This is a genomic window from Streptomyces sp. NRRL S-646, assembly GCF_000720765.1.
Taxonomy (GTDB): domain Bacteria; phylum Actinomycetota; class Actinomycetes; order Streptomycetales; family Streptomycetaceae; genus Streptomyces.
Window position 1 is genome coordinate 244,344 of record NZ_JODC01000002.1, and the last position, 22,679, is coordinate 267,022.

General features: G+C 71.8%; 13 protein-coding genes and 1 pseudogene. 12 read left to right on the forward strand and 2 right to left on the reverse strand.

Annotated features, from left to right (window positions below; translation table 11 throughout):
• The first annotated feature begins 5 nt into the window (after positions 1 to 5).
• The 6 genes and pseudogenes from IH68_RS49585 (at position 6) to IH68_RS0103715 (ending at position 14,950) form a co-directional block, all read left to right on the forward strand.
• On the forward strand, positions 6 to 6,293 hold the full coding sequence (locus tag IH68_RS49585; RefSeq protein ID WP_037884511.1) for a non-ribosomal peptide synthetase: 6,288 nt from the start codon (positions 6 to 8) through the stop codon (positions 6,291 to 6,293).
• A 162-nt stretch (positions 6,294 to 6,455) separates the two neighbouring features.
• Positions 6,456 to 10,391 carry a non-ribosomal peptide synthetase gene (locus tag IH68_RS0103700; RefSeq protein WP_030928203.1) on the forward strand — a complete coding sequence of 1,312 codons (3,936 nt, stop codon included), beginning with the start codon at positions 6,456 to 6,458 and terminating at the stop codon, positions 10,389 to 10,391.
• Between the two features lie 53 nt (positions 10,392 to 10,444).
• Positions 10,445 to 10,594, forward strand: a pseudogene (locus IH68_RS56975) (MbtH family protein); the annotation flags it as partial.
• Positions 10,595 to 10,645: 51 nt separating this feature from the next.
• A complete protein-coding gene (locus tag IH68_RS0103705; protein WP_030928206.1) occupies positions 10,646 to 11,350 on the forward strand; it encodes a thioesterase II family protein in 705 nt (234 codons plus the stop codon).
• Between the two features lie 48 nt (positions 11,351 to 11,398).
• Positions 11,399 to 12,223 carry an SDR family oxidoreductase gene (locus IH68_RS0103710; RefSeq protein WP_030928208.1) on the forward strand — a complete coding sequence of 275 codons (825 nt, stop codon included), beginning with the start codon at positions 11,399 to 11,401 and terminating at the stop codon, positions 12,221 to 12,223.
• A gap of 51 nt (positions 12,224 to 12,274) precedes the next feature.
• The gene (locus IH68_RS0103715) at positions 12,275 to 14,950 is read left to right on the forward strand and encodes a non-ribosomal peptide synthetase (RefSeq protein ID WP_234341194.1); all 2,676 of its coding nucleotides are present in this window, start codon (positions 12,275 to 12,277) and stop codon (positions 14,948 to 14,950) included.
• Here IH68_RS0103715 and IH68_RS0103720 read toward each other — a convergent pair.
• Positions 14,916 to 16,496 (reverse strand): alpha/beta fold hydrolase, encoded by a 1,581-nt coding sequence (locus IH68_RS0103720; RefSeq protein WP_234341201.1) that lies wholly within the window; start codon positions 16,494 to 16,496, stop codon positions 14,916 to 14,918. The two genes, IH68_RS0103715 and IH68_RS0103720, sit on opposite strands and share 35 nt — an antisense overlap.
• Positions 16,497 to 17,291: 795 nt before the next feature.
• Here IH68_RS0103720 and IH68_RS0103730 point away from each other — a divergent pair.
• On the forward strand, positions 17,292 to 17,579 hold the full coding sequence (locus IH68_RS0103730; protein WP_030928215.1) for a type II toxin-antitoxin system Phd/YefM family antitoxin: 288 nt from the start codon (positions 17,292 to 17,294) through the stop codon (positions 17,577 to 17,579).
• A gap of 68 nt (positions 17,580 to 17,647) precedes the next feature.
• Here IH68_RS0103730 and IH68_RS0103735 read toward each other — a convergent pair whose 3' ends face one another.
• The gene (locus IH68_RS0103735; protein ID WP_030928217.1) at positions 17,648 to 18,661 is read right to left on the reverse strand and encodes an ABC transporter permease; all 1,014 of its coding nucleotides are present in this window, start codon (positions 18,659 to 18,661) and stop codon (positions 17,648 to 17,650) included.
• Between the two features lie 142 nt (positions 18,662 to 18,803).
• On the opposite strand from IH68_RS0103735, the gene IH68_RS0103740 reads away from it, so the two are divergent.
• From IH68_RS0103740 to IH68_RS0103760, 5 genes are all read left to right on the forward strand, one after another.
• Positions 18,804 to 19,454, forward strand: coding sequence for a TetR/AcrR family transcriptional regulator (locus tag IH68_RS0103740; protein ID WP_030928219.1), 651 nt, complete (start codon positions 18,804 to 18,806; stop codon positions 19,452 to 19,454).
• A gap of 87 nt (positions 19,455 to 19,541) precedes the next feature.
• On the forward strand, positions 19,542 to 19,844 hold the full coding sequence (locus tag IH68_RS0103745) for an urease subunit gamma (protein ID WP_010355509.1): 303 nt from the start codon (positions 19,542 to 19,544) through the stop codon (positions 19,842 to 19,844).
• Positions 19,845 to 19,854: 10 nt separating this feature from the next.
• Positions 19,855 to 20,166 (forward strand): urease subunit beta, encoded by a 312-nt coding sequence (locus tag IH68_RS0103750; RefSeq protein WP_030928222.1) that lies wholly within the window; start codon positions 19,855 to 19,857, stop codon positions 20,164 to 20,166.
• A complete protein-coding gene (locus tag IH68_RS0103755; protein ID WP_030928224.1) occupies positions 20,159 to 21,880 on the forward strand; it encodes an urease subunit alpha in 1,722 nt (573 codons plus the stop codon). Before IH68_RS0103750 ends, IH68_RS0103755 begins: the two co-directional genes overlap by 8 nt.
• Positions 21,880 to 22,554, forward strand: coding sequence for an urease accessory protein UreF (locus tag IH68_RS0103760; protein WP_030928227.1), 675 nt, complete (start codon positions 21,880 to 21,882; stop codon positions 22,552 to 22,554). The genes IH68_RS0103755 and IH68_RS0103760 overlap by 1 nt, the downstream gene beginning before the upstream one ends.
• Positions 22,555 to 22,679: the final 125 nt, after the last annotated feature.

Consider the following 22,679-nt stretch of genomic DNA (forward strand, 5'->3'; position numbering starts at 1 on the left):
CCCAGGTGACTCGGTCCGGTTCCGGAATCGCCGACATCCTGCCGCTGTCGCCGTTGCAGGAGGGTCTGCTCTTCCACGCCCTGTACGACGACGAGCAGTCCCCCGACCTCTATGCGACCCAGCAGATCCTTGAGCTGGAGGGTCCCGTCGACCCCGCCGCCGTGCGCGCCGCCGGACAGGCCCTGCTCGACCGGCACCCCAACCTGCGTGCCTGTTTCCGCCGCAGGGAGGCCGGACGGCCCCTGCAGATCGTGCCCACGGACGTCGAACTCCCCTGGGCGGAGGCCGACTTGACGGCACTCGGGGAGAGCGAGCGCGACAAGGAGTGGGCACGGCTGCTGGACGAGGAACGCACCCGCCGCTTCGACCTCGCCAAGCCCCCGCTCCTGCGCTACCTGCTGGTCAAGTGGTCCACGGACCGCTACCGCCTGCTCGTCACCAATCACCACATCCTGCTGGACGGCTGGTCGAAGCAGCTGCTGGTACGCGAGTTCATCGCCCTGCACGCGGGCGAGCACCCCACCGCCCTGAAGCCGGCGCCCGCCTACCGCGACTACCTCGCCTGGCTGGAACGGCAGGACCGCACCGCCGCCGAGACCGTTTGGCGCGACGCCCTGTCGGATGCGGGCGAGCCCACCCTGCTCGCGCCGGGCGCAACCGGCGCCACCACCGCCGTGCTGCCCCGCGAACTCGTCGTCGAACTCCCCGAGCAGCTGACCGGCGCCGCCGAGACCACCGCGCGCTCCCTCGGCATCACCCTCAACACGCTCGTCCAGGGCGCCTGGGGTGTACTCCTGGGCCGCCTGACCGGCCGCACCGACATCGTCTTCGGCCAGACGGTGACCGTGCGCCCGCCCGAACTGCCCAACATCGCCTCCATGGTGGGCTTCTGCATCAACACCGTTCCCACCCGCGTCCGTTGGGACGAGGACGGCAGGGTCATGGACCTCCTCACCGCGCTCCACCAACGGCAGGCGGCCCTGCTCCCGCACCAGCACCTCGGACTCGCCGACATCCGGCGCTCCGCAGGCAGCAGCGGGGAACTCTTCGACACCCTGCTGGCCTTCGAGAACCACCCGGCCACGAACGGCTCCGGGGCCTCCAAGGTCACCCGGCTCACCGGCCGCGACGCCACCCACTACCCGCTCACCCTCGCCGTCCTGCCCGCCCGCCGCCTCGCGCTGCGTCTGTCCTACCGGCCCGACCTGTACGACGAGACCGGCGCCCGGCAGCTCCTGGACCGGTTCGCCGCCGTACTGGAGGCCTTCGTGGCCGGTCCGGCGCGGCGCGTGCGCGAGGTCGAGGTCCTGCTGCCGGGGGAGCAGCAGCGGCTGCTGGGCGGGGCTGCCGGCCCTGCCGCGCCGTCCTCGGCGACCCTGCCCGAGCTGTTCGCGGACCAGGCGGCCCGTACCCCCGACGCCACGGCCGTGCTGCACGAGGGCACCCGCCTCACCTATGCCGAACTGGACGCGCGGGCCAACCGCCTGGCGCACCTGCTGGCGGCCCGTGGGGCGGCCCCGGAACGCCTGGTGGCTCTCGCGCTGCCGCGTTCGCCGGAGCTGGTGGTGGCCGTGCTGGCGGTCCTGAAGACCGGCGCCGCATACCTGCCGATGGACCCGGAGTACCCCGCGGACCGGCTGGAGTTCATGCTGGCCGATGCCGATCCGGTGCTTTTGCTCACGGTGTCGGACGTGTCAGCGGCCCTGCCCCCGTGCGAGATCCCCGTGGTCACCCCGGACGAGGCGTCGGCATATCCCGCCACGGCGCCCGAGGCGCCGTGCCTGACCGGCGACCACCTCGCCTACGTCATCTACACCTCGGGCTCGACCGGCCGCCCCAAGGGCGTCGCGGTCCCGCACCGCAACGTCGTACGGCTCTTCTCGGCCACCCGACACTGGTTCGGCTTCGGCCCGGACGACGTGTGGACGCTGTTCCACTCCTATGCGTTCGACTTCTCGGTGTGGGAACTGTGGGGCGCGCTGTTGCACGGCGGCACGCTCCTGGTCGTCCCGCACGCGGCGAGCCGTGACCCGGAGGAGTTCCTGCGGCTGCTGGTGCGCGAGCGCGTCACCGTGCTGAACCAGACGCCCTCCGCCTTCGGCGAACTCCTGCGCGTGGACGCCGCCCTGCCCGCAGTCGGGCGCGAACTGGCCCTGCGGTACGTGGTCTTCGGTGGTGAGGCGCTCGACTTCACGCGGGTCGCCGAGTGGTACACCCGGCACCCGCAGGACGCGGCCGTGCTGGTCAACATGTACGGCATCACCGAGACGACGGTCCATGTCACGGGCCTGCCGCTGACCGAGGCCGCGGCGGGCGACCGGCCGCAGGCCAGTGGCATCGGGCAGACCATCCCCGACCTGCGCGCATACGTCCTGGACGCTGGCCTGCGGCTGGTCCCGCCGGGTACGACAGGCGAACTGTACGTGGCGGGTGCGGGCCTGGCGCGCGGCTATCTGGGGCGGCCGGGGCTGACGGCGGGGCGCTTCGTGGCCGACCCGTTCGCGGCTGCCGGTGAACGCATGTACCGCACGGGCGACTTGGTGCGGCAGTCGGCCGACGGGGAGCTGGAGTACCAGGGCCGCGCGGACGACCAGGTCAAGATCCGGGGCTTCCGCATCGAACTCGGCGAGGTGGAGGCGGCACTCGCGGACCACCCCGACGTGGCGCAGGCGATCGTCTTCGTCAGGGACGGACGGCTGGTGGGCTACGCCGTCGGAGGAGACCTCGACGCGGACGCCCTGCGCCGCCACGCGGCGCGGATGCTGCCGGATCACATGGTCCCCTCAGCCGTGGTCGTCCTCGACCGGCTGCCACTGACCGCCAACGGGAAGCTGGACCGCGCCGCCCTTCCGGCACCCTCCGTGTCGAGCGGCGGCCGCACCCCGCGCACCCCGCAGGAGGAGATCCTGTGCGGGCTCTTCGCCGACGTCCTCGGCCTGGACCCGCGCCGGGTCGGTGCGGACGACGGCTTCTTCGACCTCGGCGGCGACTCCCTGCTCGCCATGCGACTCACGGACCGCATCAGGGGCGTACTGGGCAGCGCGCTGCCCGTGCGGGCGGTGTTCGAGGCGGCGACTCCCGCCGGACTGGCCGTGCGGATCGGCGAAGGCGAGGGCGGCGCCCGACGTCCCGAACTCACGGCGCGGGAACGCGGGCACGCTCCGATTCCGCTGTCGTACGCCCAGCAGCGACTGTGGTTCCTGAGCCGCCTCGACGGCAGCAACACGTACACCGTCCCCTGGGCCCTGCGCCTCACCGGCCCCCTCGACCGCGAGGCGCTTCAGGCGGCGATCGCCGACGTCGTGACCCGCCACGAACCGCTGCGCACCCTCCACCCCGACTTCCAGGGCATCCCCTACCAGCAAATCCTGGACCCGGAGGCGGGACGCCCGGACCTCACCCTCGTACCTGTCACCGAGGCGGAACTGCCCGCGCTGCTCACCGAAGCCGCCGGGCACCGCTTCGACCTCTCCGCCGAAACCCCGCTGCGCGCCACCCTGTTCACCCTCGGCGACGACACGCACGTCTTGCTGCTGCTCGCCCACCACATCGCCGTCGACGGCTGGTCCATGGCGCCCCTGATGCGCGACCTGGAGACCGCGTACGCCGCCCGGACCTGCGGACGTGCCCCGCAGTGGCGGCCCCTGCCCGTCCAGTACGCCGACTTCGCCCACTGGCAGCGCGACCTGCTCGGCGCGGCGACGGACGGCGCACCCAGCCTGTTGGAACGTCAGACCGCTTTCTGGCGCGAGGCGTTGGCGGGTGCCCCCGAGGAGCTGCCGCTCCCCACCGACCGCCCCCGGCCAGCCGAGCCCAGCGGACACGGCGACCGCGCCGAACTGACCCTCGACGCGGAGCTGCACGCGACACTCGCCGACCTCGCCTCCGCCTCCCGGGTCACCCTGTTCATGGTGCTCCAGGCGGGCCTCGCCGCGACGCTGACCGGGGTCGGTTACGGCACCGACATCACCATGGGCACGCCGGTCGCCGGACGCGCCGACTCCAGGCTGGACGACCTGGTCGGCTTCTTCGTCAACAGCCTCACGCTGCGCACCGACACCTCGGGCAACCCCACCTTCCGTGAACTCCTGGCCCGTGTCCGGGACTTCGACCTCGCCGCCTACGCCCACCAGGACGTGCCCTTCGATCTCCTCGTGGATGCCCTCAGCCCGCAGCGCACCCTCGCCCGCCATCCGCTGTTCCAGTTGATGCTGGCCTTCACCGCTCACACCTCGGACGTCCCGCTGTCCCTGCCCGGCCTGGGCGTCGTACGCGAGCCCGTCGAGACCGGAGCGGCCCGTTTCGACCTTTGCCTCTACCTCAGCGAGCGCCGCCACGACGACGGCACCCCGGCCGGTATCGACGGCATCGCCGAGTACAGCACCGACCTGTTCGACCCGGCCACGGTCCAACTGCTCACACGGCGGCTCGTCCGCTTCCTGGCCGCCGTCGCCGCCGATCCCGACCTGTGCGTGGAGGACGTGGATCTCCCGGAGGACGACGAATGGCAGCGGCGCGGTCGGGCGAATACGGCCTCCGTGGACGTCCGAGAGGCACCGGCCGCGCCCGGTGCCGGTGGGGGACAGGAACCGGCGACCGCGGCCGAGCGCATCCTCGCCGGGCTCTTCGGCGAGCTGCTCAAGCTGCCCGAAGTCCCGCTCGACGAGGACTTCTTCGCCCTCGGCGGTGACAGCATCACCTCGATCCGGCTGGTGAGCCGGGCAGCCGAGGCCGGAGTCGTGATCAGTGCCCGGGACGTCTTCAAGCACCAGACGGTGAAGGAACTGGCGGCGGTGGCCCGTGGGCCGGTCGGCGGTGGCGTCGACGGCTCGGCCGGCGTCCACTCTGCCGACGGAGTGGGCCCGGTCCCGCTCACCCCCATCATGCGATGGCTGCTCGAACGCGGCGGCCCCATCGGGAGGTTCAGTCAGTCCGTCCTGCTGACGGTCCCGGCGGACGCCGGTCTGCCGCAGCTGACCGATGCCCTGCAGGCGGTGCTCGACCACCACGACATGCTGCGCTCCCGGCTCACCCCGACTCCGGAGCTCGACGTCGGCCCGGTCGGCCGCATCCTCGCCGCGGACCTGCTCGACCGGCGGGATGTCTCCGACGTATCCGGCTCGGACGGGCTCCGCACGTGCGTGGCCGAGGAGTTCGAGCGGGCTGTGACACTGCTCGATCCGATGGCCGGGGCGATGGTCCGGGCCGTGTGGTTCGACGCCGGACCGGACCGGGCGGGGCGGCTGCTGCTGGTCGTCCATCACCTGGCGGTCGATGGCGTGTCCTGGCGCATCCTCGTACCCGATCTGAAAGCCGCCTGGGACGCCATCACCGCTGGGCGCCGCCCTCAACTGCCGCCCGTGGGCATGCCGTTCCGCCGCTGGTCCCAGACGCTGGGCGAGCAGGCGCGCACTCCGTCGCGAGTCGCCGAGGCCGAGCTGTGGCGCCGTATCGCCGACGCCCCGCGCACCCCGCTCGGCCGGCGCCCGCTCGACCCCGACCGGGACACCGCCGCCACCACGCGCTCGCTGCGGCTCACCCTGCCGCCCGGGACCACGGGACCGCTGCTGACCAGCGTCCCGGCCGCCTTCCGCCTCGGTGTCCAGGACGTCCTGCTCACCGGCCTCGCGCTGGCCGTCGCCGACCGGCAGGGGTCCCCGCACGTCGTCCTCGACGTCGAGGGGCACGGCCGCGAGGAACTGACACCCGGGCTCGAACCGTCAGGCACCGTCGGCTGGTTCACCTCCCTCTTCCCGGTCCATCTGGATCTGCAGGGCGTGGACGTGGCCGACGCCCTGCGCGGCGGACCCGCCGCCGACCTCGCAGCCGGCCGGGTCGCGGAGCGGCTGGGCGAACTGCCCGACCACGGCGTGGGACACGGCCTGCTGCGCCATCTCAACCCCGACACGGCACCCGAGTTGGCCAAGGCGACCACACCGGCGATCGGCTTCAACTACCTCGGCCGGTTCACCGGCCCCGGCACCACCGGCACGGAGCCATGGGCCTTCGCCCCCGAGTCGTCGGCACTCGGCACCGGCTGCGACCCCGGCCTCGCCGCCGTCCACGCCCTCGACATCAATGCGGTCGTCCACGACACGGCCACCGGACCGCGGCTGGTGGCCGACTGGGCGTGGCCCGAGGGCGTGCTGACCGAACCCGAGGCACGGGGGCTGGCGGAGGCCTGGTTCACGGCGCTCACCGCACTCGTGTCCCGGGCCGGCGACGGGGCCGGTCTGTCGGTCGCGGGTCTGTCCCGGGACGAGTTGGACGAGCTGACAGCGGGCCTCGACTGAGTGCTCCGCGGGAGGGTCCGCGATGGGGCGGTGTTCGTGTGCCGGGCCGTCGCGGCCGGCCGCGCCCACGCGGCGGAGCCGCACATGGATACGGCCCCCGCCCCGCCCAGCCGACCTTCCGAGAAGACCCACCAGCTCCAGAACACAGCGAGACGAGGCGAAATGACGCAGCCCGGGCCGGTCGACGTACTGCCCCTGACCCCGCTCCAGGAGGGCCTGCTCTTCCATGCCCTGTACGAGCACGAACGGGACGCCCTCGACGTGTACGTCGTACAGCTGGTCTTCGAACTCGAAGGCCCGGTGGACGCCGAACGCCTGCGCGCGGCCGCTCAGGCACTGCTGGACCGCCACCCCAACCTGCGGGCGGCCTTCCGGCGGCGCCGTGGCGGTCAGCCGGTGCAGGTCGTCCCACACCGGGCGACGCTGCCGTGGACGGAAGCCGATCTGACCGGTCCAAGCATCGACACCGCGAAGGCGTGGACCGAACTGCTCGACGAGGACCGGGCCCTCGGCTTCGACCCCGCCACCCCTCCACTCCTTCGCTGCACCCTGGTCCGTACCGGCGAGAGCCGCCACCGGCTGCTCGTCACCCACCACCACATCCTGCTCGACGGCTGGTCGGTCTCCGTGCTCCTACGGGAACTGCTCGCCCTGTACGCAGCCGACGGCGACCCGGCCGCGCTCGCGCCCGCCCCGCCGTACCGCACCTTCCTGGAGTGGCTGAACCGCAGGGACCGCAACGTCGCCGAGGCCGCCTGGCGGGATGCGCTGGCCGACGTGACGGAACCGACCCGACTGGCCCCGGCCACCGTGCCGGGCGTCACCGAGCCCGCACAGGCCCGGACCGAGCTGTCGGCGGAGAGCGGAGCCGCCCTCACGGCATGCGCCCGGAGCCTCGGCGTGACCGTGAACACCCTCGTCCAGAGCGCCTGGGCGATCCTGCTCGGCCGCCTGACCGGCCGCGACGACGTCGTCTTCGGCGCCACCGTCTCCGGGCGGCCGCCGGAACTCTCCGGCGTCGAGTCGATGGTCGGCCTGTTCATCAACACCATCCCGACGCGGGTCCGGCTGCGGCCCGAGGAGAGCCTGGCCGCCCTGCTCCGCCAGGTCCAGGACGGCTACGTGCGCGTTCTCGACCACCACCATCTCGGCCTGGCCGACATCCAGCGGGCCGTGGGCGTCCCGGAGCTCTTCGACAGCCTCGTCGTCTTCGAGAACTATCCGGTGGATCCGGAGGCGGCAGGCAACCGACCCGACAACGACGGCGGCGGGCTTTGCCTCGTCGGCTCCAGCGGTCGCGACGCCACGCACTACCCCGTGACCCTCGTGGCGCTTCCCGGCCCCCGGCCCCGCTTCCGGCTGGCCTACCACCCGGGACTCTTCGACGCCGACTGGGCCGACGCCACGCTCGCCCGCCTGGTGCGCGTCCTCGAAGCCATGGCGGCCGACCCGGAACTCCCGCAGGGCCGTCTGGGGCTCCTGGCGCCTCAGGAACTCCCGCGGCGAACCCTGTCCACGCCGCCCTCGACCCGCACCCTGACCGACCTCTGGTCGGCCCAGGTCGCGGCCACCCCGAACGCCGAAGCCGTCCTGGATCGCGGCACCCGTCTCACCTACCGCGAACTCGATGCCCGGGCCGAGCAGTTGGCCGGTCGCCTGACCGCCCTCGGAGCCGGCCCGGAGCGGGTCGTGGGCATAGCGCTGCCCCGCACGGCGGAACTGGTCGTCGCCGTACTGGCCGTACTGAAGTCCGGTGCCGCCTATCTGCCGCTCGACCCGGCCTACCCGGCCGACCGCCTGGCGTACATCGTCGCCGACGCCTGCCCGGTCGTCGTCCTCGCCACCGAGGAGACGGCCGGGGTGCTGCCGCAGGGCACACCGCTGCTCAACCCCGGAGGTGAGGTGACACATCGTCAAACTCACTCTTATTCAAGGAGTTTGAGGCCGGACCATCTCGCATACATCACCTACACCTCCGGCTCCACCGGCCGCCCCAAGGGTGTTCTGGCCACGCACCGCAATGCCGTCGAGTTCGTCGAGTGGACCCATGCGGAGTTCGGTCCCGAGCGGCTGGCCAAGGTGCTGTTCTCGACCTCGCTCAACTTCGACGTGTCGGTGTTCGAGATCTTCTCGCCGTTGCTGTGCGGCGGCCGTATCGAGATCGTCGAGAACCTCCTCGCACTCACCGATCGCACTCCACGGGACGTCGGTCTCATCAGCGGCGTACCCACGGTCATGGCCAGCGTGCTCGCCGAGCGGCCTGCCGTTACACCTCACACGGTGGCTCTTGGCGGCGAACCGATCCCCGAACAGCTCCGGGCCGGCATCGAGACCGCCTTCCCCGGGGCACGGCTCGTCAACTTCTACGGGCCCACCGAGGCGACCATCTACGCCACCGCCTGGCAGTCCGACGCCGACCCGTACGACAAGACCGCGCCACCCATCGGCCGCCCCCTCGCCCGCAACCTCGTCCACCTCCTCGACCATGCGCTGCATCCCGTACCCGACGGGGCCATCGGCGAGGTGTACGTGGCGGGCGGCGGCCCCGCCCGCGGCTACCTCGGCAGGCAGGGGCTGACGGCCGAGAGGTTCGTCGCCGACCCCTTCGGTGGACCCGGGGAGCGCATGTACCGCACGGGCGACCTGGCGGTGCGCGGCTCCGACGGGCAACTGCGTTTCCTGGGCCGAGCGGACCAGCAGGTGAAGCTCCGCGGCTTCCGGATCGAACTGGGCGAGATCGAAGCCGTACTCGCCGCACACCCGGCCGTCGCCGAGGCGGCGGCCACGGTGAGGGAGGACCAGCGGGGCGAAAAGCAGCTGGTCGCCTACGTCGTACCGGCCGAGGGGGCGGCATCGGGAGCCGATGCCGATGGCCTTCGCGACTATCTCGCCCGCACCCTCCCCGCCCACATGATCCCCTCGTCCTTCGTCGTTCTCGAAACGCTCCCGCACACCGCCAGCGGCAAGCTGGACCGCAAGGCGCTGCCCGCACCCGACGCACCGCTCGCCGCGAAGACGGCCCCGCGTACCGAGCGGGAGGAGACCCTCCGCGGAATCTTCGCCGACGTCCTCGGCCTCGCCCCCGACCGGATCGGCGTCCACGACAGCTTCCTCGACCTCGGCGGCCACTCCCTGCTGGCCCCCCGACTGACCGCACGGATCCGAGCCGAACTCGGCGTGGAACTGCCCCTGCGCGCCCTCTTCCACACACCGACCGTGGCGGCACTGGCCCGACATGGGGCCGAAGCCGACCACCCCGCCGAGCCGGCCCGCCCCGCAGGGCCCCGCCACTCCGGCGGCTCGGGTACGGCCCCCGTGGGACCCCTGCTCCCGCTGCGCACCCGAGGCGAGCACGAACCCCTGTTCTGCCTTCCTCCGGCCTCCGGCCTGTCCTGGGGCTTCGCCGGTCTGGCCCGCCACATCGACGCCGGCCGCCCTCTGTACGGCCTGCAGTCCCGTGGCCTGATCCCGGGCCAGGACAGGGCCGGCAGCCTGGCCGAGGCGGTCGCCGAGCACACCGCCCTCATCCGCGACATACAGCCGCACGGCCCCTACCACCTCCTCGGCTACTCCATGGGCGGCCTCGCCGCCTACGACGTCGCCGTCGGCCTCCAGGAGGCCGGGGAACAGGTCGCACTCCTCGCGCTGCTCGACTCCTTCCCCGGGGCCTGGATCCGACAGGCCCCCGCCCTGTCGGACCGCCCGGCGCTGCTGCGCAGCCTCCTCACCATCCTCGGCCGGCAGGTGCCCGAGGACGACACGGAACCGCTGACCGACAGCCGGTTCGCGGAGCTGGTGCGCCGCGTACCCGACATGCCCGGCAGCCTCGACGACGCCGAACTTGCGGCCCTGGTCGACGTGACGGCCAACAACCGCCGTCTGCTGGGCGAGTTCGCCCCCGGGCCCTACCGCGGTGACCTGCTCTTCTTCACCGCCGCACAGGACCCGGACGCGGTGCCGGGCCGACACCGCTCCTGGCAGCCGTACATCGAAGGCCGGGTCGACAACCACGACATCCCCTGCACACACGGAGAGATGACCCGGCCCACGTCACTGGACCGCATCGGCCCGGTGCTGGACAGCCGGCTCCGGAAGTAGCCCGAACGCGCCGCACACCTCGGCCGCAACCGCCCACGACAGAAAGAACCGTCATGACCACCAACCCCTTCGACGACGACAGCATCGAGCACCTGGTCCTGGTGAACGACGAGGGCCAGCACTCCCTGTGGCCCGCCTTCGCCGAGGTCCCCGCCGGCTGGACCGTCGTCCACGGTCGTGCGAGCCGTCAGTCCTGCGTGGACTACGTCGACGAGCACTGGACCGACATGCGTCCCCACAGCCTGATCAAGGCAATGGGGGACGCGACCAAGCTGGTGTGCCTTCCGTATGCCGGAGCGGGCGCCTCGTTCTACCGCCCCTGGGCCGACCTGGCCGGGAACGCACTGGAGATCGTGCCGCTCCAACTGCCGGGCCGGGAAAGGCTGATCGACGAGGAGCCCTACCGGGACGTGCACAAGGCCGCCGACGCACTCCTTCCCCAGCTGCGGGAACGGCTCGGCAGCGGCGACCACAAGGTGGCACTGTTCGGGCACAGCCTCGGCGCCGTGCTCGCCTACGAACTCGCACACCGCCTGGTGACCGAGCCCGGCATCGAGCTCGTCCGAGTGTTCGTCAGCGGCTCGCCGCACCCCGGCCAGGGCCGTGAACAGCGGGCCACCGGCCTGTCCGACGACGATTTCCTCGCCCGCGTCGGCGAGTTCGCGGGCTACAGCCACCCCGCCCTCGACGACCCGGAGATGCGCGAGATGCTCCTGCCCACCCTGCGCGCCGACGTCGAGATGCACGAGACCTACGTACCGAGCACCCCCCTTCCGCTGGACGCGCCCCTCACGGTCATCCGCGGCGAGGACGACACACTGGTCACCCACGACGAGGCCGCGTCCTGGAACAAGGCGTCCGGCTGCGACTTCGAGCACGTGGAGGTCCCCGGCGGCCACATGTATCTGACCGAGTCGGCGCCCGCCCTGGTCCGCCTGATCGCCTCGAAACTGGCCTAGCCGCCCGCCTCACCCCCTCGCCCCTTCACGACCTCAAGGGAGTACCCGATGCGTCTGCACGGCAAGTCGGTCCTCGTCACCGGCGCCGCCCGCGGACTCGGCAGAGCGGCCGCGGTCGCCTGTGCGGCCGAGGGCGCCGACCTCACCCTGCTGGACATCTGTGCCGACCTACCGGGCGTGCCCTACCCGCTGGGCACCCCGGGGCAGTTGGAGCACACCGCCGCGCTGTGCCGCGACGCCGGCGCCGCCGTCCTCACCGCGGTTGCCGACATCCGCGACACCCACGGCATACGGCAGGCAGTGACCCGCGCCGAGGACCGGTTCGGCCGGATCGACGTCGCCATCAACAACGCGGGCATTGCCGCCCCCTCCGGCAAACCGGTGCACGAGATCGACGAGGACGAGTGGTCCCTGATGATCGACGTGGACCTCTCCGGCGCCTGGCGGGTGATCCGCGAGGTCGGCGGGGCGATGAGCGCCCGGCGCGCCGGCAGCATCGTCAACGTCGCCTCCACCGCCGGACTCGTCGGCTACCGCCATTTCGCCGGCTACGTCGCCGCCAAGCACGCCGTCGTCGGCCTCACCAAAGCCGCCGCGCTCGACTTCGCGCCGACGAAGGTGCGCGTGAACGCGGTCTGCCCGGGGTCCGTTCGCGACGACGCGTGGGCCGAGGGCAGGATGCTCGCCGAGATCGCCAGGGCGCTGGAGGTGCCCGTCCACGAGCATGAGAAGACCTTCGTCGAGGCACAGCCCATGAACGCGCTGATCGAACCCGAGGACGTCGCCGCCGCGATCGTCTTCCTCGCCTCGGACGAGTCCCGGCAGATCACCGGGTCGGTCCTGACCGTGGACGGCGGGTTCAGCATCCGCTGAGACCCCCGTCCCGGCCAACGGAAACCACGAGAACAACAAGGAGTACGGCCCGTGTCCGCGCTGCTGTCCGACCCCCTCCTCCACGCGACCCACTGCCATGCGCTGCGCGTCCGGCCCGGCCACTCACCGGACCCCGCCTCCCGACCGGGGCTGTGGATCGAGGACATCTCCGTACCAGCGACGGACCCCCTTGCAGAGCGCCGACGCGACACCGAACTCGCCCGGCCCGCCCGCGATCCGCGCACCGTCCTCCTGCGCTACGCCGACGGCCTCTGTGACCTGATCGTCGTCGCCCCGCGCGGGCGCTGGGACCGCACAGCCCTCAACCGGCTGGCAGCCGGGCATCCCGTGGCGCCGAACGACGCACCCCCGGCTCCCGAGACATCCCCCGCCGCGCCCGCGCCCGCCTGGGGGCTCCGCGACGACCGCCCCACCACCCCCCATGTCCTCGCCCTGGACCATGGCGGCGACGAGGCAAGCTGGCTCACGGCACTCGCCGTCACCCTGCGCCGCTACGATCCCGACACCCCGCCGGTCATCGGAACCGACCGGGGCAGCTTCACCGTCGAACCGGCCGCCACGCTCGGCGAGTCGAAGCCCTCCTCCACGACCGGCCCTGCGCTGACAGGTCTGCTCTTCGACGCCACCGAACTGCCCGCAGAGGGCGAGACCGAGTACGTACCCTGCCTCGCGCCCCCGTTTCCGCTCACCGTCTCGATCCTCCGGGACTCGGGCGGTCTGCGGCTGCGCTGCGACCACCTGAGCAGTCACTTCTCCGCGGAGATCGCCGCCCAGTTCGTACGGCACCTCGTGCGCGTACACCAGCAGGTCCTGCACCGCCCGCAGACCCCGCCGGACGACGTCGAGCTCCTCGACGAGGCGGAGCGTGCCCGCACGGCGGCGCTCGGCCGCCCGCCCCGCGCGCTGACCACCAGCCCGGTGAGCCTGCCCGCGGCGCTCGCCCGGATCGTGGCGGCGGCGCCGGACCGCATCGCCGTGACCGACGGCGACACCGGCCTGACCTACCGCGAACTCGACGAGCGGGCAGCCCGGTTGGCGTCCGGCCTGCGCGCACGCGGAGTGGGCGCAGGCGATCGGGTGGGCGTGTGTCTGGAACGTTCCGCCGAACTTGTCGTCACCCTGCTCGCCGTGCTGACGGCCGGCGCCACCTACGTGCCCGTCGACCCCGCCTACCCGGCGGAGCGGCTAGCGCACACGGCACGGGACGCGGGTCTGGGCGTGGTGATCACCCGGCTCCCTCAGTTCCCGGCCGTGGCGGACTGTGTGCAGGTGACCCCGGACGAACTGCTGAACGCGCCGGGCACCGGGTGGCCGTGGCCACAGGAGAACACGAGCCCGACGCCCCCCTCGCCCGACGACGCCGCCTACGTCATCTACACCTCCGGTTCCACCGGCCGGCCCAAGGGCGTCGTCGTACCGCACCGCAACGTGATCGCCCTGGTCGACGCGACCCGCGACGAGTACGGGCTCTCGGAGGCGGACGTGTGGACCTGGTTCCACTCCAGCGCCTTCGACTTCTCCGTGTGGGAGATCTGGGGCTGCCTGCTGACCGGTGGGCGGCTGGTCGTGGTGCCGTACTTCGTCTCCCGTGAACCGGACTTCTTCCGCGACCTGCTCGTCGCCGAGAAGGTCACCGTGCTCAGCCAGACCCCGTCGGCCTTCGCCCAGCTCCTCGACGTCGACCACACCGACGTGTCCGTCCGGCTCGTCGTCTTCGGCGGTGAGCCGCTGGACACGCGGATGCTGCTGCCCTGGTTCGACCGGCACCCCGAGCGGTCCTGCCGGGTGGTGAACATGTTCGGCATCACCGAGACCACCGTCCATGTCACTGAGCAGACCCTCACCCGCAGACTGGCGCTCCTCGCCACCCGCTCCGTCGGGGCAGCCCTGCCCGGCTGGCACCTGTACGTGGTGGACCCGGCCGGACGGCTGCTGCCGCCGGGCGTGGCGGGCGAGATATGCGTCGGCGGTGCCGGCGTGGCGATCGGCTACCTGGGCCAGAAGGAGCTGACCGCACAGCGCTTCGTACCGGATCCGCGCACCGGCGGCACCATGTACCGCAGTGGCGACCTCGGACGGCTGCGCCCCGACGGGCGGCTCGAACACCTCGGGCGGATCGACAGCCAGGTGAAGATCCGCGGCTTCCGGATCGAGCTCGACGAGATCCGCTCCGTACTGCTGGAGGACCCCGACGTGCGCACCGCGGCCGTCCTGGTCCGCCGCGACGAGACGGCGGGCGCCGCCACGGCCAGGATCGACGCCTACGTGACCCTGACGCCCGGCGGCGACCCCGCCGGAGTACGCGAGCGGGCCGCCGGAATCCTGCCCGAGTACATGCTCCCCGCCACCGTCACCGCGCTGGACGCACTCCCGCTGACGGCCAACGGCAAACTCGATGCGGCCCAGCTCCCCGCACCCGCCGCCGCACGCCCGCCGAAGCGTGACACGGCTCCGGAGGCACCCGCCGTCGACGACCTCACCGCAAGCCTGACGGAGATCTGGAGCGACGTGCTGGGCATGCCCGTGGGCCCGGACGACGACTTCTTCGAGCTCGGCGGCAACTCCCTGTTCGCCGTCCGTATCGGTGCCGCCCTGCGCGCCCGCGGCCTGCCGTCGCTGCGGCTGCGGGAGCTGTACCGTCACCCGACGGTCCGGGGGACGGTGGCGAGCCTCAGGGCCGTCGCCGAGCAGGATCCACCCATGTGAGCCCGTCCTCCGAAGCCACCAGCCCGTCCGGCCGCACCGGCGTCTCCTCCTCCAACGGCCCGCCGAACAGGCCTCGTTCCTGCAGAACGGCACCCTCCGGCGAGCACCATGCCGGGCCGCCACAGCCGGGACTTCCAGTACGACCAGTCCTTGACTCTGTTGGTGATCTTGGCAGGGTGATGACGGCGGTCGCTGGTGGGTGGTTGGCTGGTCGGTGCTGTCGGTGGACTGCCGATGCATTCTGCAGGCGCTCGCGGGCCGGGCCCGGCTTCATCAAGGGCCGTTGACGTGCCTTGGTGGGCGGGGCGTCCGACTTCGGCCAGTACACGCATGTCGCCGCGTAGGCCAGCTCGCGGGCGCCGACCAGGGGGTACTTCTGCGTGTCCTCGGTGCTCCGCCGCAGCCAGTGTCCAAGGTCGCGGTTCCACGGGGTGTCGTTGCAGGTGACGGGGAAGTACGTGGCGTTGAAGCCGGGGGAGAGGTAGTTGGAGAACGCCTTCTGGACCAGCTGACGTTCCGCTGTTGTCGCTGTGTCCCAGTGGTCCAGGGCTACGAGGACGGAGGCCAGCGGGCGCCACCCCTGGTCGGCGTTGTAGAGCGCCTGGAGGGTGAGGTTGTCCAGTTGGTTGGGGCCGACCGTCTGCGAGCCGACGGTGATCGGGTGATCGTGCAGCGAGGCGCGGCGAGCCTCCCACCTGGCCTTCGCCTCGGCAGCCGTGCTCCCGTAGTGGTAGACGGAGTCGTACGTCGCGATCCACGGCAGGAAGTCCTGTTCGAAGCGGCGCTGGAAGCTCATCGGCTGGCCGAGCTCCGCCTGTTGCCAGGTCCCGTCGAACGCCAGGTTGCTGTCCAGCACGGCGTGCTCGACGTGCTGCGGGAACTGCGTCGCGTAGTAGGCGCCGAGCCAGGTGGCGTACGAGGGGCCGTAGTACGAGATCTTCTGCACTCCGAGCAGGGCACGGAACAGGTCCATGTCGTGCACGGCTTGATCCGTGTTGAGGTACTTGACCAGATCGCCGCTGCGCTCCTGGCAGTCCTTCGCGAACTGCCGGGAGCGGTTCACGACGCCCTGGAGCGCGGCGGGGGAGCGGTCGCGGAAGTCGCCGGCGTAGAAGTCCTGGAACTCGGCGTCGGTCTGACACGTGGCGTGCGAACTGCTGCCGACGCCGCGCTGGTCGAAGCTGACCACGTCATACGCGGCGCCGATCGCGGGCGAGGCCTTGACGAACCCCGCGGGCCGGATCAGCCCCGAGGCGCCCGGTCCGCCGGCGGCCATCATCAGCACCCCGCGCCGCCTGGCGGGATCCGCCGCGCGGTGCCGGGACACCTCGATGCTGAGGTCCGCGCCGATGCCTGGGTGATGCCAGTCGCGGGGCACGGTCATCACCGCGCACTCCAGCGTCGGTGCCTGGGCGCACGGCTGCCAGTCGAGCCGCTGGCCGGCGTAGCGGGCCGCAGCGGACGGCGGCCCGCCGACCGGCCCGGGCTGATGCGTGGCCTGTGCCGCGGTCGGCGCCACCGCCGCCGCGACGGCCGCGGCGATCACACCCGATACGGCGGCCGCAGGCCACCGAGCGGTGCGGAACGCGCACACCGAAGACGTGCACCTCGAGAACCTGGACATGGACAATCTGGGCACCGAACCCCCTCACCGCCGTGCGGGGTCGCGCGGCGTCTGATTCGATGTTCGGGCCCGGACGGCGATCGATCCATCATGCTGATACGCGTCTTGCGGGTGGTGCCAGCACCACCCCGCGCTCCACCGAGGCGGGAGCGGTACCGCTTGTTCGCGCTCCGGATGACAGGATCCTCGGCAGACGCCCGCCCACGCGATGGCCAAGGTCACCGAGGCGGACGGGGAGGCGACGGGCCATCGCGCGGATCACGGTCTCTGATGGCGGCCTTGACGGCTGCCCCTTCGCCCATACCCGGGCCGTTGACCACTCGGCGAAGCGCCGGTGGGCTGTGGCTCCCGAAGGCCCACCGCCGATTACGCCGAGTGGTGGGCGATTCGCGCGAAGGCCGGATTGGAGTGGTTTGCGTCACTCGGTCACGAGGTGGACGTGGACGTTTGCGAGGTTGACATGGATGACCAGCGGAGGTGGCGGTGCCGCGAGTGTGGCGGTGAGCTCACCGTCACCGGCAAGGGCACGACGCAGTCGTCGACCGGCAGGACGCGATGCCCGGCCAAGGCGGAGGAGTAGGGCTGACAGACGGCTGCCGCCTCTCACACATATCTCACGGACTGTATGTGAGGCGGCAGCCGAGAGGCGTCTGACCTGGTCTTTCCTTGCGCCCAGTGGAACTGACGGACTCCACGGACGCCCCGTAAGCTAGGGGCATGGCCTACGAGATTCCGGTGACGCAAGCCAGGGCTGAGCTCGCCGACCTGATCAACCGGGTGGTGTACGGCGGTGAGCGCGTCGTCGTGACACGGCACGGAAAGCCCCTCGTCGCCCTGGTCTCCGCCGCTGACCTGGAACGGCTGGAGGAGCTCCAGGAACTCCCGGAGCCTGCCGAGGAGCAGGTGATCAGCGCGGTCTCCACCGTCCGCGAGGTGGCGTCCGCTCCCCGCGAACAGCAGCGCTTCGGCATCGCGGCGCACCATCGGGGGACCGGCGCCTCGTAGAGACGCAAAGACCGTGCACCCCCGTCCGCTACAGCAGGGGTGCACGGTCGGCTCGGTGCGACGGATGGTCAGCCGACAGGCGCGAGGTTTCGTTCGGTGACGGGCTCGGTGGCCTGCGCGCGCGCCTTGAGTGCCTTGCCGAGCAGTACGGCGCCCAGGCCCAGCGAGGCCCACCAGGTGAGCGTCAGGGCGGGGCCGGTCGCCGCCGCGCCGTCGAAGAACGACACCGAGCGGAGCAGGGTCGTCCCCGCGCCAGGCGGCAGCCACTGGCCGATCCTGCCGACCGGCTCGGGCAGCATCTGCGGGGCCGAGGGCGCACCCGAGAAGGGGTTGCCGAACAGCATCACGGCGCCCGCGGCGATCCCGATGCCGGCCTGGCCGAACAGGGCGCCGAGTCCGGCGACCGCGGCGCTCACGGCCAGGGTCGCAAGGCCCAGTACGCCGGCCTCCGCCCACCAGTTGCCGGTGAGCACCCCGAGCCAGCTGTGCGCGATGCCGGCCGCGGTCGCGCCGACCAGTGCGGCGGCCCCGATCAGCGCGGCCACGGCGCGCAGACCGCGCAGTCCCGCCATGGTTGCCACCGAGCCCGCAGCGATCCCGGCCAGGGCCAGGGGCAGCACGCCGGCGTTCAGGGCCGCGCCGCGAGGGTCGTTCTCCGGCGCCGCCACGACGTCGACCGTCCGGATCTGCCTGCCCTCGGCGGAGGCCTGCCGGCCCACCGCCTGCTGCAGCAGTTGTGCGACCGTCGGGCTCGCGGCCGACGCGGTCAGCAGCTCAGGGCCTTGCGGCGTCACGACGACGGCGCCGTATACGGTCCGGTCCTCGATGGCGTCCCGCGCGGCGGACTCGTCGGCGTAGCGGTGGATCTCGAACGCGCCCTGCTTCTGCTCCAGTTGCCTCTCCATCTGGGCCGTCGCGGCCGTGGGGCCGGCCACGCCGAGCGGCAGGTCGCGGGGCGCGGTGCGGGCGGCGGGCCAGGCGAAGGCCCACAACGCCAGGGCGGCGAGGAGCGGGGCGAGGACGACGACCGCGACCAGGCGGCGGCGGTGTGCCCTCGTGGGGGTAGCGGATGCGGTGGACATGACGGTCCTCTCGGGATCGACGGAAGCGGCGGGGTGCGACGGGGAGCCGCAAAAAAGAAGGATCGTTCGTTTTAGTTGTGCCCTCACGGTCCCGCCATCACCATGGCTTGTCAAGAAGGAACGTTCGTTTTACGTTTGCGTCATGGCTCGTGTATCCCAGGAACACCTCGACGCCCGACGCCGGCAGATCCTCGACGGCGCCGCCCTGTGCTTCGCACGCAACGGCTTCCACGCCACGTCCATGCAGGACGTGCTGAAGGAGGTGGACCTCTCCGCGGGTGCCGTCTACCGCTACTTCAGCGGCAAGGAGGAGCTCATCGCCGCGATCGTCGCGGAAGTGCTCGGCCAGGTCCACGAGGGCTTCGAGGAGGAGGCCTGCAGCAGCCCGCCCCCGCCTCCGGACCTCCTGGTGTCGTCGGTGCTCAGCCGCGTCCTCGCGACCAAGGAGTCGTTGACCGTGGACGGGCGGCCCGCCTTTGCGGGGCTGGTCATCCAGGTGTGGGCGGAGACCCTCCGCAATGACGAGCTCGCTGTCCTTCTCCGCGAGGGCTATGGCGCGGTGCGGGAGACCTGGGGGCGGATCGTCGAGGCGTACCAGGAAGCCGGGATGATGCGGTCGGACGTGTCCCCGGACGACGTGGCCCGCACGATGATGGCCGCCGCGATGGGCTTCCTCGCGCAGCAGGCCCTGTTCGGGCCCGCCTCCAGCGACATCCTGCGGGACGGTCTACGGGCGTTGATGAGCGTGCAGGATCACGGCTCGGTTAACTTGCTTGAAACTCGGTCCAACTAGCCTGCCGATCCACGCCACCAGGGACTTTGCCCCGTGGCTGCGGCAACCGGACCCCGCACGGTCCGGGTGAGGACTGTGAGGTGGGACGTGCAACTGACCCCGCACGAGCAAGAGAGGCTGCTCATTCACGTGGCGGCCGACGTGGCCGAGAAGCGCCGGGCCCGCGGGCTCAAGCTCAACCACCCCGAGGCGGTCGCCCTCATCACGTCGCACATCCTCGAAGGTGCCCGTGACGGTCGTACGGTCGCCGAGCTCATGGCCTCCGGGCGCAAGCTCCTCACCCGGGACGACGTCATGGAGGGCATCCCCGAGATGATCCACGACGTCCAGGTCGAGGCGACCTTCCCGGACGGCACCAAGCTCGTCACCGTCCACGACCCGATCGTCTGAGGGGGCCTCGATGATTCCCGGCGAGATCCTGTTCGCGGACGAGCCCGTTGCCTACAACGAGGGCCGCGAGGTCACCCGCCTGACCGTCCTCAACGCCGCCGACCGGCCCGTCCAGGTCGGCTCCCACTACCACTTCGCCGAGGCCAACCCCGGCCTGGACTTCGACCGCGGCGCCGCCCGCGGCAAGCGGCTCAACATCGCCGCGGGTACGGCCGTGCGCTTCGAGCCCGGGATCCCCGTCGACGTCGAACTCGTCCCGCTCGCCGGCGCCCGTGTGGTGCCCGGGCTGCGCGGGGAGACCGGAGGTGCCCTCGATGCCTGAGATCTCGCGTGCCGCGTACGCCGACCTGTTCGGCCCCACCACCGGTGACCGCATCCGGCTCGCCGACACGGATCTGATCGTCGAGATCGAGGAGGATCGTTCCGGCGGACCCGGACTCGCCGGTGAGGAGGCCGTGTTCGGTGGCGGCAAGGTCATCCGCGAGTCCATGGGCCAGTCGCGTGCCACGCGCGCAGAGGGCACCCCGGACACGGTCATCACGGGTGCGGTGATCATCGACCACTGGGGGATCGTCAAGGCCGACGTCGGCATCCGCGACGGCCGGATCACCGGGATCGGCAAGGCCGGCAATCCGGACACCATGGACGGGGTCCATCCCGACCTGGTCATCGGCCCCGAGACCGAGGTCATCGCGGGCAACGGGCGGATCCTGACCGCCGGCGCCGTCGACGCGCACGTCCACTTCATCTGCCCGCAGATCGCCGACGAGGCGCTGTCCGCGGGTGTCACGACGCTGGTGGGCGGCGGCACCGGTCCGGCCGAGGGCTCCAAGGCGACCACGGTCACGCCCGGTCCCTGGCATCTCGCGCGGATGCTGGAGGCGATGGAGCAGTACCCGCTCAACATCGGGTTCCTCGGCAAGGGCAACACCGTCTCGCAGGAGGCGATGCTGTCGCAGATCCGCGGCGGGGCGCTGGGGCTCAAGCTGCACGAGGACTGGGGCTCGACGCCCGCCGTCATCGACGCCTCGCTGACCGTGGCCGACCGGACGGGTGTCCAGGTCGCCATTCACACGGACACGCTGAACGAGGCCGGGTTCGTGGGCGACACGCTCGCCGCGATCGCCGGGCGCGGCATCCACGCGTACCACACGGAGGGCGCGGGCGGCGGGCACGCGCCGGACATCATGACCGTCGTCTCCGAGCCGCACGTACTGCCGAGTTCGACGAACCCGACGCGGCCGTACACCGTGAACACCGCCGAGGAACACCTCGACATGCTGATGGTGTGCCACCACCTCAACCCGGCGGTGCCGGAGGACCTGGCCTTCGCCGAGTCGCGGATCCGGCCGTCCACCATCGGCGCGGAGGACATCCTGCACGACCTGGGCGCCATCTCGATCATCTCGTCGGACGCCCAGGCCATGGGACGCGTCGGCGAGGTCATCATGCGGACCTGGCAGACGGCGCATGTGATGAAGCGGCGGCGGGGTGCGCTGCCGGGTGACGGGCGCGCGGACAACCGGCGGGTGCGGCGGTACGTGGCCAAGTACACGATCAATCCGGCGCTCGCGCAGGGGCTTGCCCGTGAAGTCGGTTCGGTGGAGACCGGCAAGCTGGCCGACCTCGTGCTGTGGGAGCCCGCGTTCTTCGGGGTCAAGCCGCACCTGGTCGTCAAGGGCGGGCAGATCGCCTACGCGCAGATGGGCGACGCCAACGCGTCCATCCCGACGCCGCAGCCGATCCTGCCGCGGCCGATGTACGGGGCGATCGGGCGGGCGCCCGCCTCGAACTCCTTCAACTTCGTGGCGCCGCTCGCCATCGAGGACGGGCTGCCGGAGCGGCTCTCGCTCGGGAAGCGGTTCGTCGCGATCGACTCGACGCGTGGGGTCACCAAGGCCGACATGCGGGAGAACGACGCGCGGCCCCGGGTGCAGGTCGATCCCGACAGTTTTGCCGTGCATATCGACGGGGAGCTGGTTGAAGCCACTCCTGCCGCCGAACTGCCCATGGCTCAGCGGTACTTCCTCTTCTGATGTCCAGGGCTGCGCTTCTTGTACTGGCCGACGGGCGCTTTCCCGCCGGAGGGCATGCGCACTCCGGCGGGGCCGAGGCGGCGGTGAAGGCCGGGCGGATCAGTGGGGCCGCGAGCCTGGAGTCCTTCTGCCGGGGGCGGTTGCACACGGCGGGGCTGGTCTCGGCCGCGCTGGCGGCCGCCGCCGTGCTCGGCGTGGAACCCGTGGCGTTGGATGCGGCCGCGGATGCGCGGACTCCGTCGCCTGCGTTGCGGGTCGCCGGGCGGAAGCTGGGGCGGCAGTTGATGCGGGCGGCCCGGGCTGCCTGGCCCTCGGGTGAACTCGACGCTCTGGCACGGGAGTTCCCCAAGGGGGCGCATCAGGCGGTGGTGCTCGGGGTTGCCGCTCGGGCGGCGGGACTGGAGGCCGTGGATGCGGCCTACTGCGCGGCGTACGAGAGTGTGAGCGGGCCGGCGAGTGCGACGGTGCGGTTGTTGAGTCTTGATCCGTTTGATGCCACGGGGGTGCTGGCTCGGCTGGCGCCGGAGGTGGATCGTGTCGCAGATCGGGCGGTGGAGGCGGCGCGGGGTGTTGCCGACGACGGGGTTGATGCCCTGCCTGCGGCTTCTGCGCCCCTGCTGGAAATCTCTGCGGAGGTGCATGCCGCCTGGGCTGTGCGGCTGTTCGCTTCGTAGCGGTCTCGCCCCCGCCGGCCCTTCCCATTCCCGAACCTGGGGGCTTTGCCCCCAGACCCCCGTATCGGCCTGAACGGCCTCGTCCTCAAACACCGGACGGGCTGAAGTCGCACCGGACGGGCTGA

Coding starts and splice junctions, on each gene's coding strand:
- IH68_RS0103740 (WP_030928219.1), top strand. CDS start 18,804: ATGGCTCGTGTATCCCAGGAACACCTCGACGCCCGACGCCGGCAGATC.
- IH68_RS0103730 (WP_030928215.1), top strand. CDS start 17,292: ATGGCCTACGAGATTCCGGTGACGCAAGCCAGGGCTGAGCTCGCCGAC.
- IH68_RS0103760 (WP_030928227.1), top strand. CDS start 21,880: ATGTCCAGGGCTGCGCTTCTTGTACTGGCCGACGGGCGCTTTCCCGCC.
- IH68_RS0103750 (WP_030928222.1), top strand. CDS start 19,855: ATGATTCCCGGCGAGATCCTGTTCGCGGACGAGCCCGTTGCCTACAAC.
- IH68_RS0103705 (WP_030928206.1), top strand. CDS start 10,646: ATGGGGGACGCGACCAAGCTGGTGTGCCTTCCGTATGCCGGAGCGGGC.
- IH68_RS0103755 (WP_030928224.1), top strand. CDS start 20,159: ATGCCTGAGATCTCGCGTGCCGCGTACGCCGACCTGTTCGGCCCCACC.
- IH68_RS0103735 (WP_030928217.1), bottom strand. CDS start 18,661: ATGTCCACCGCATCCGCTACCCCCACGAGGGCACACCGCCGCCGCCTG.
- IH68_RS0103700 (WP_030928203.1), top strand. CDS start 6,456: ATGACGCAGCCCGGGCCGGTCGACGTACTGCCCCTGACCCCGCTCCAG.
- IH68_RS0103710 (WP_030928208.1), top strand. CDS start 11,399: ATGCGTCTGCACGGCAAGTCGGTCCTCGTCACCGGCGCCGCCCGCGGA.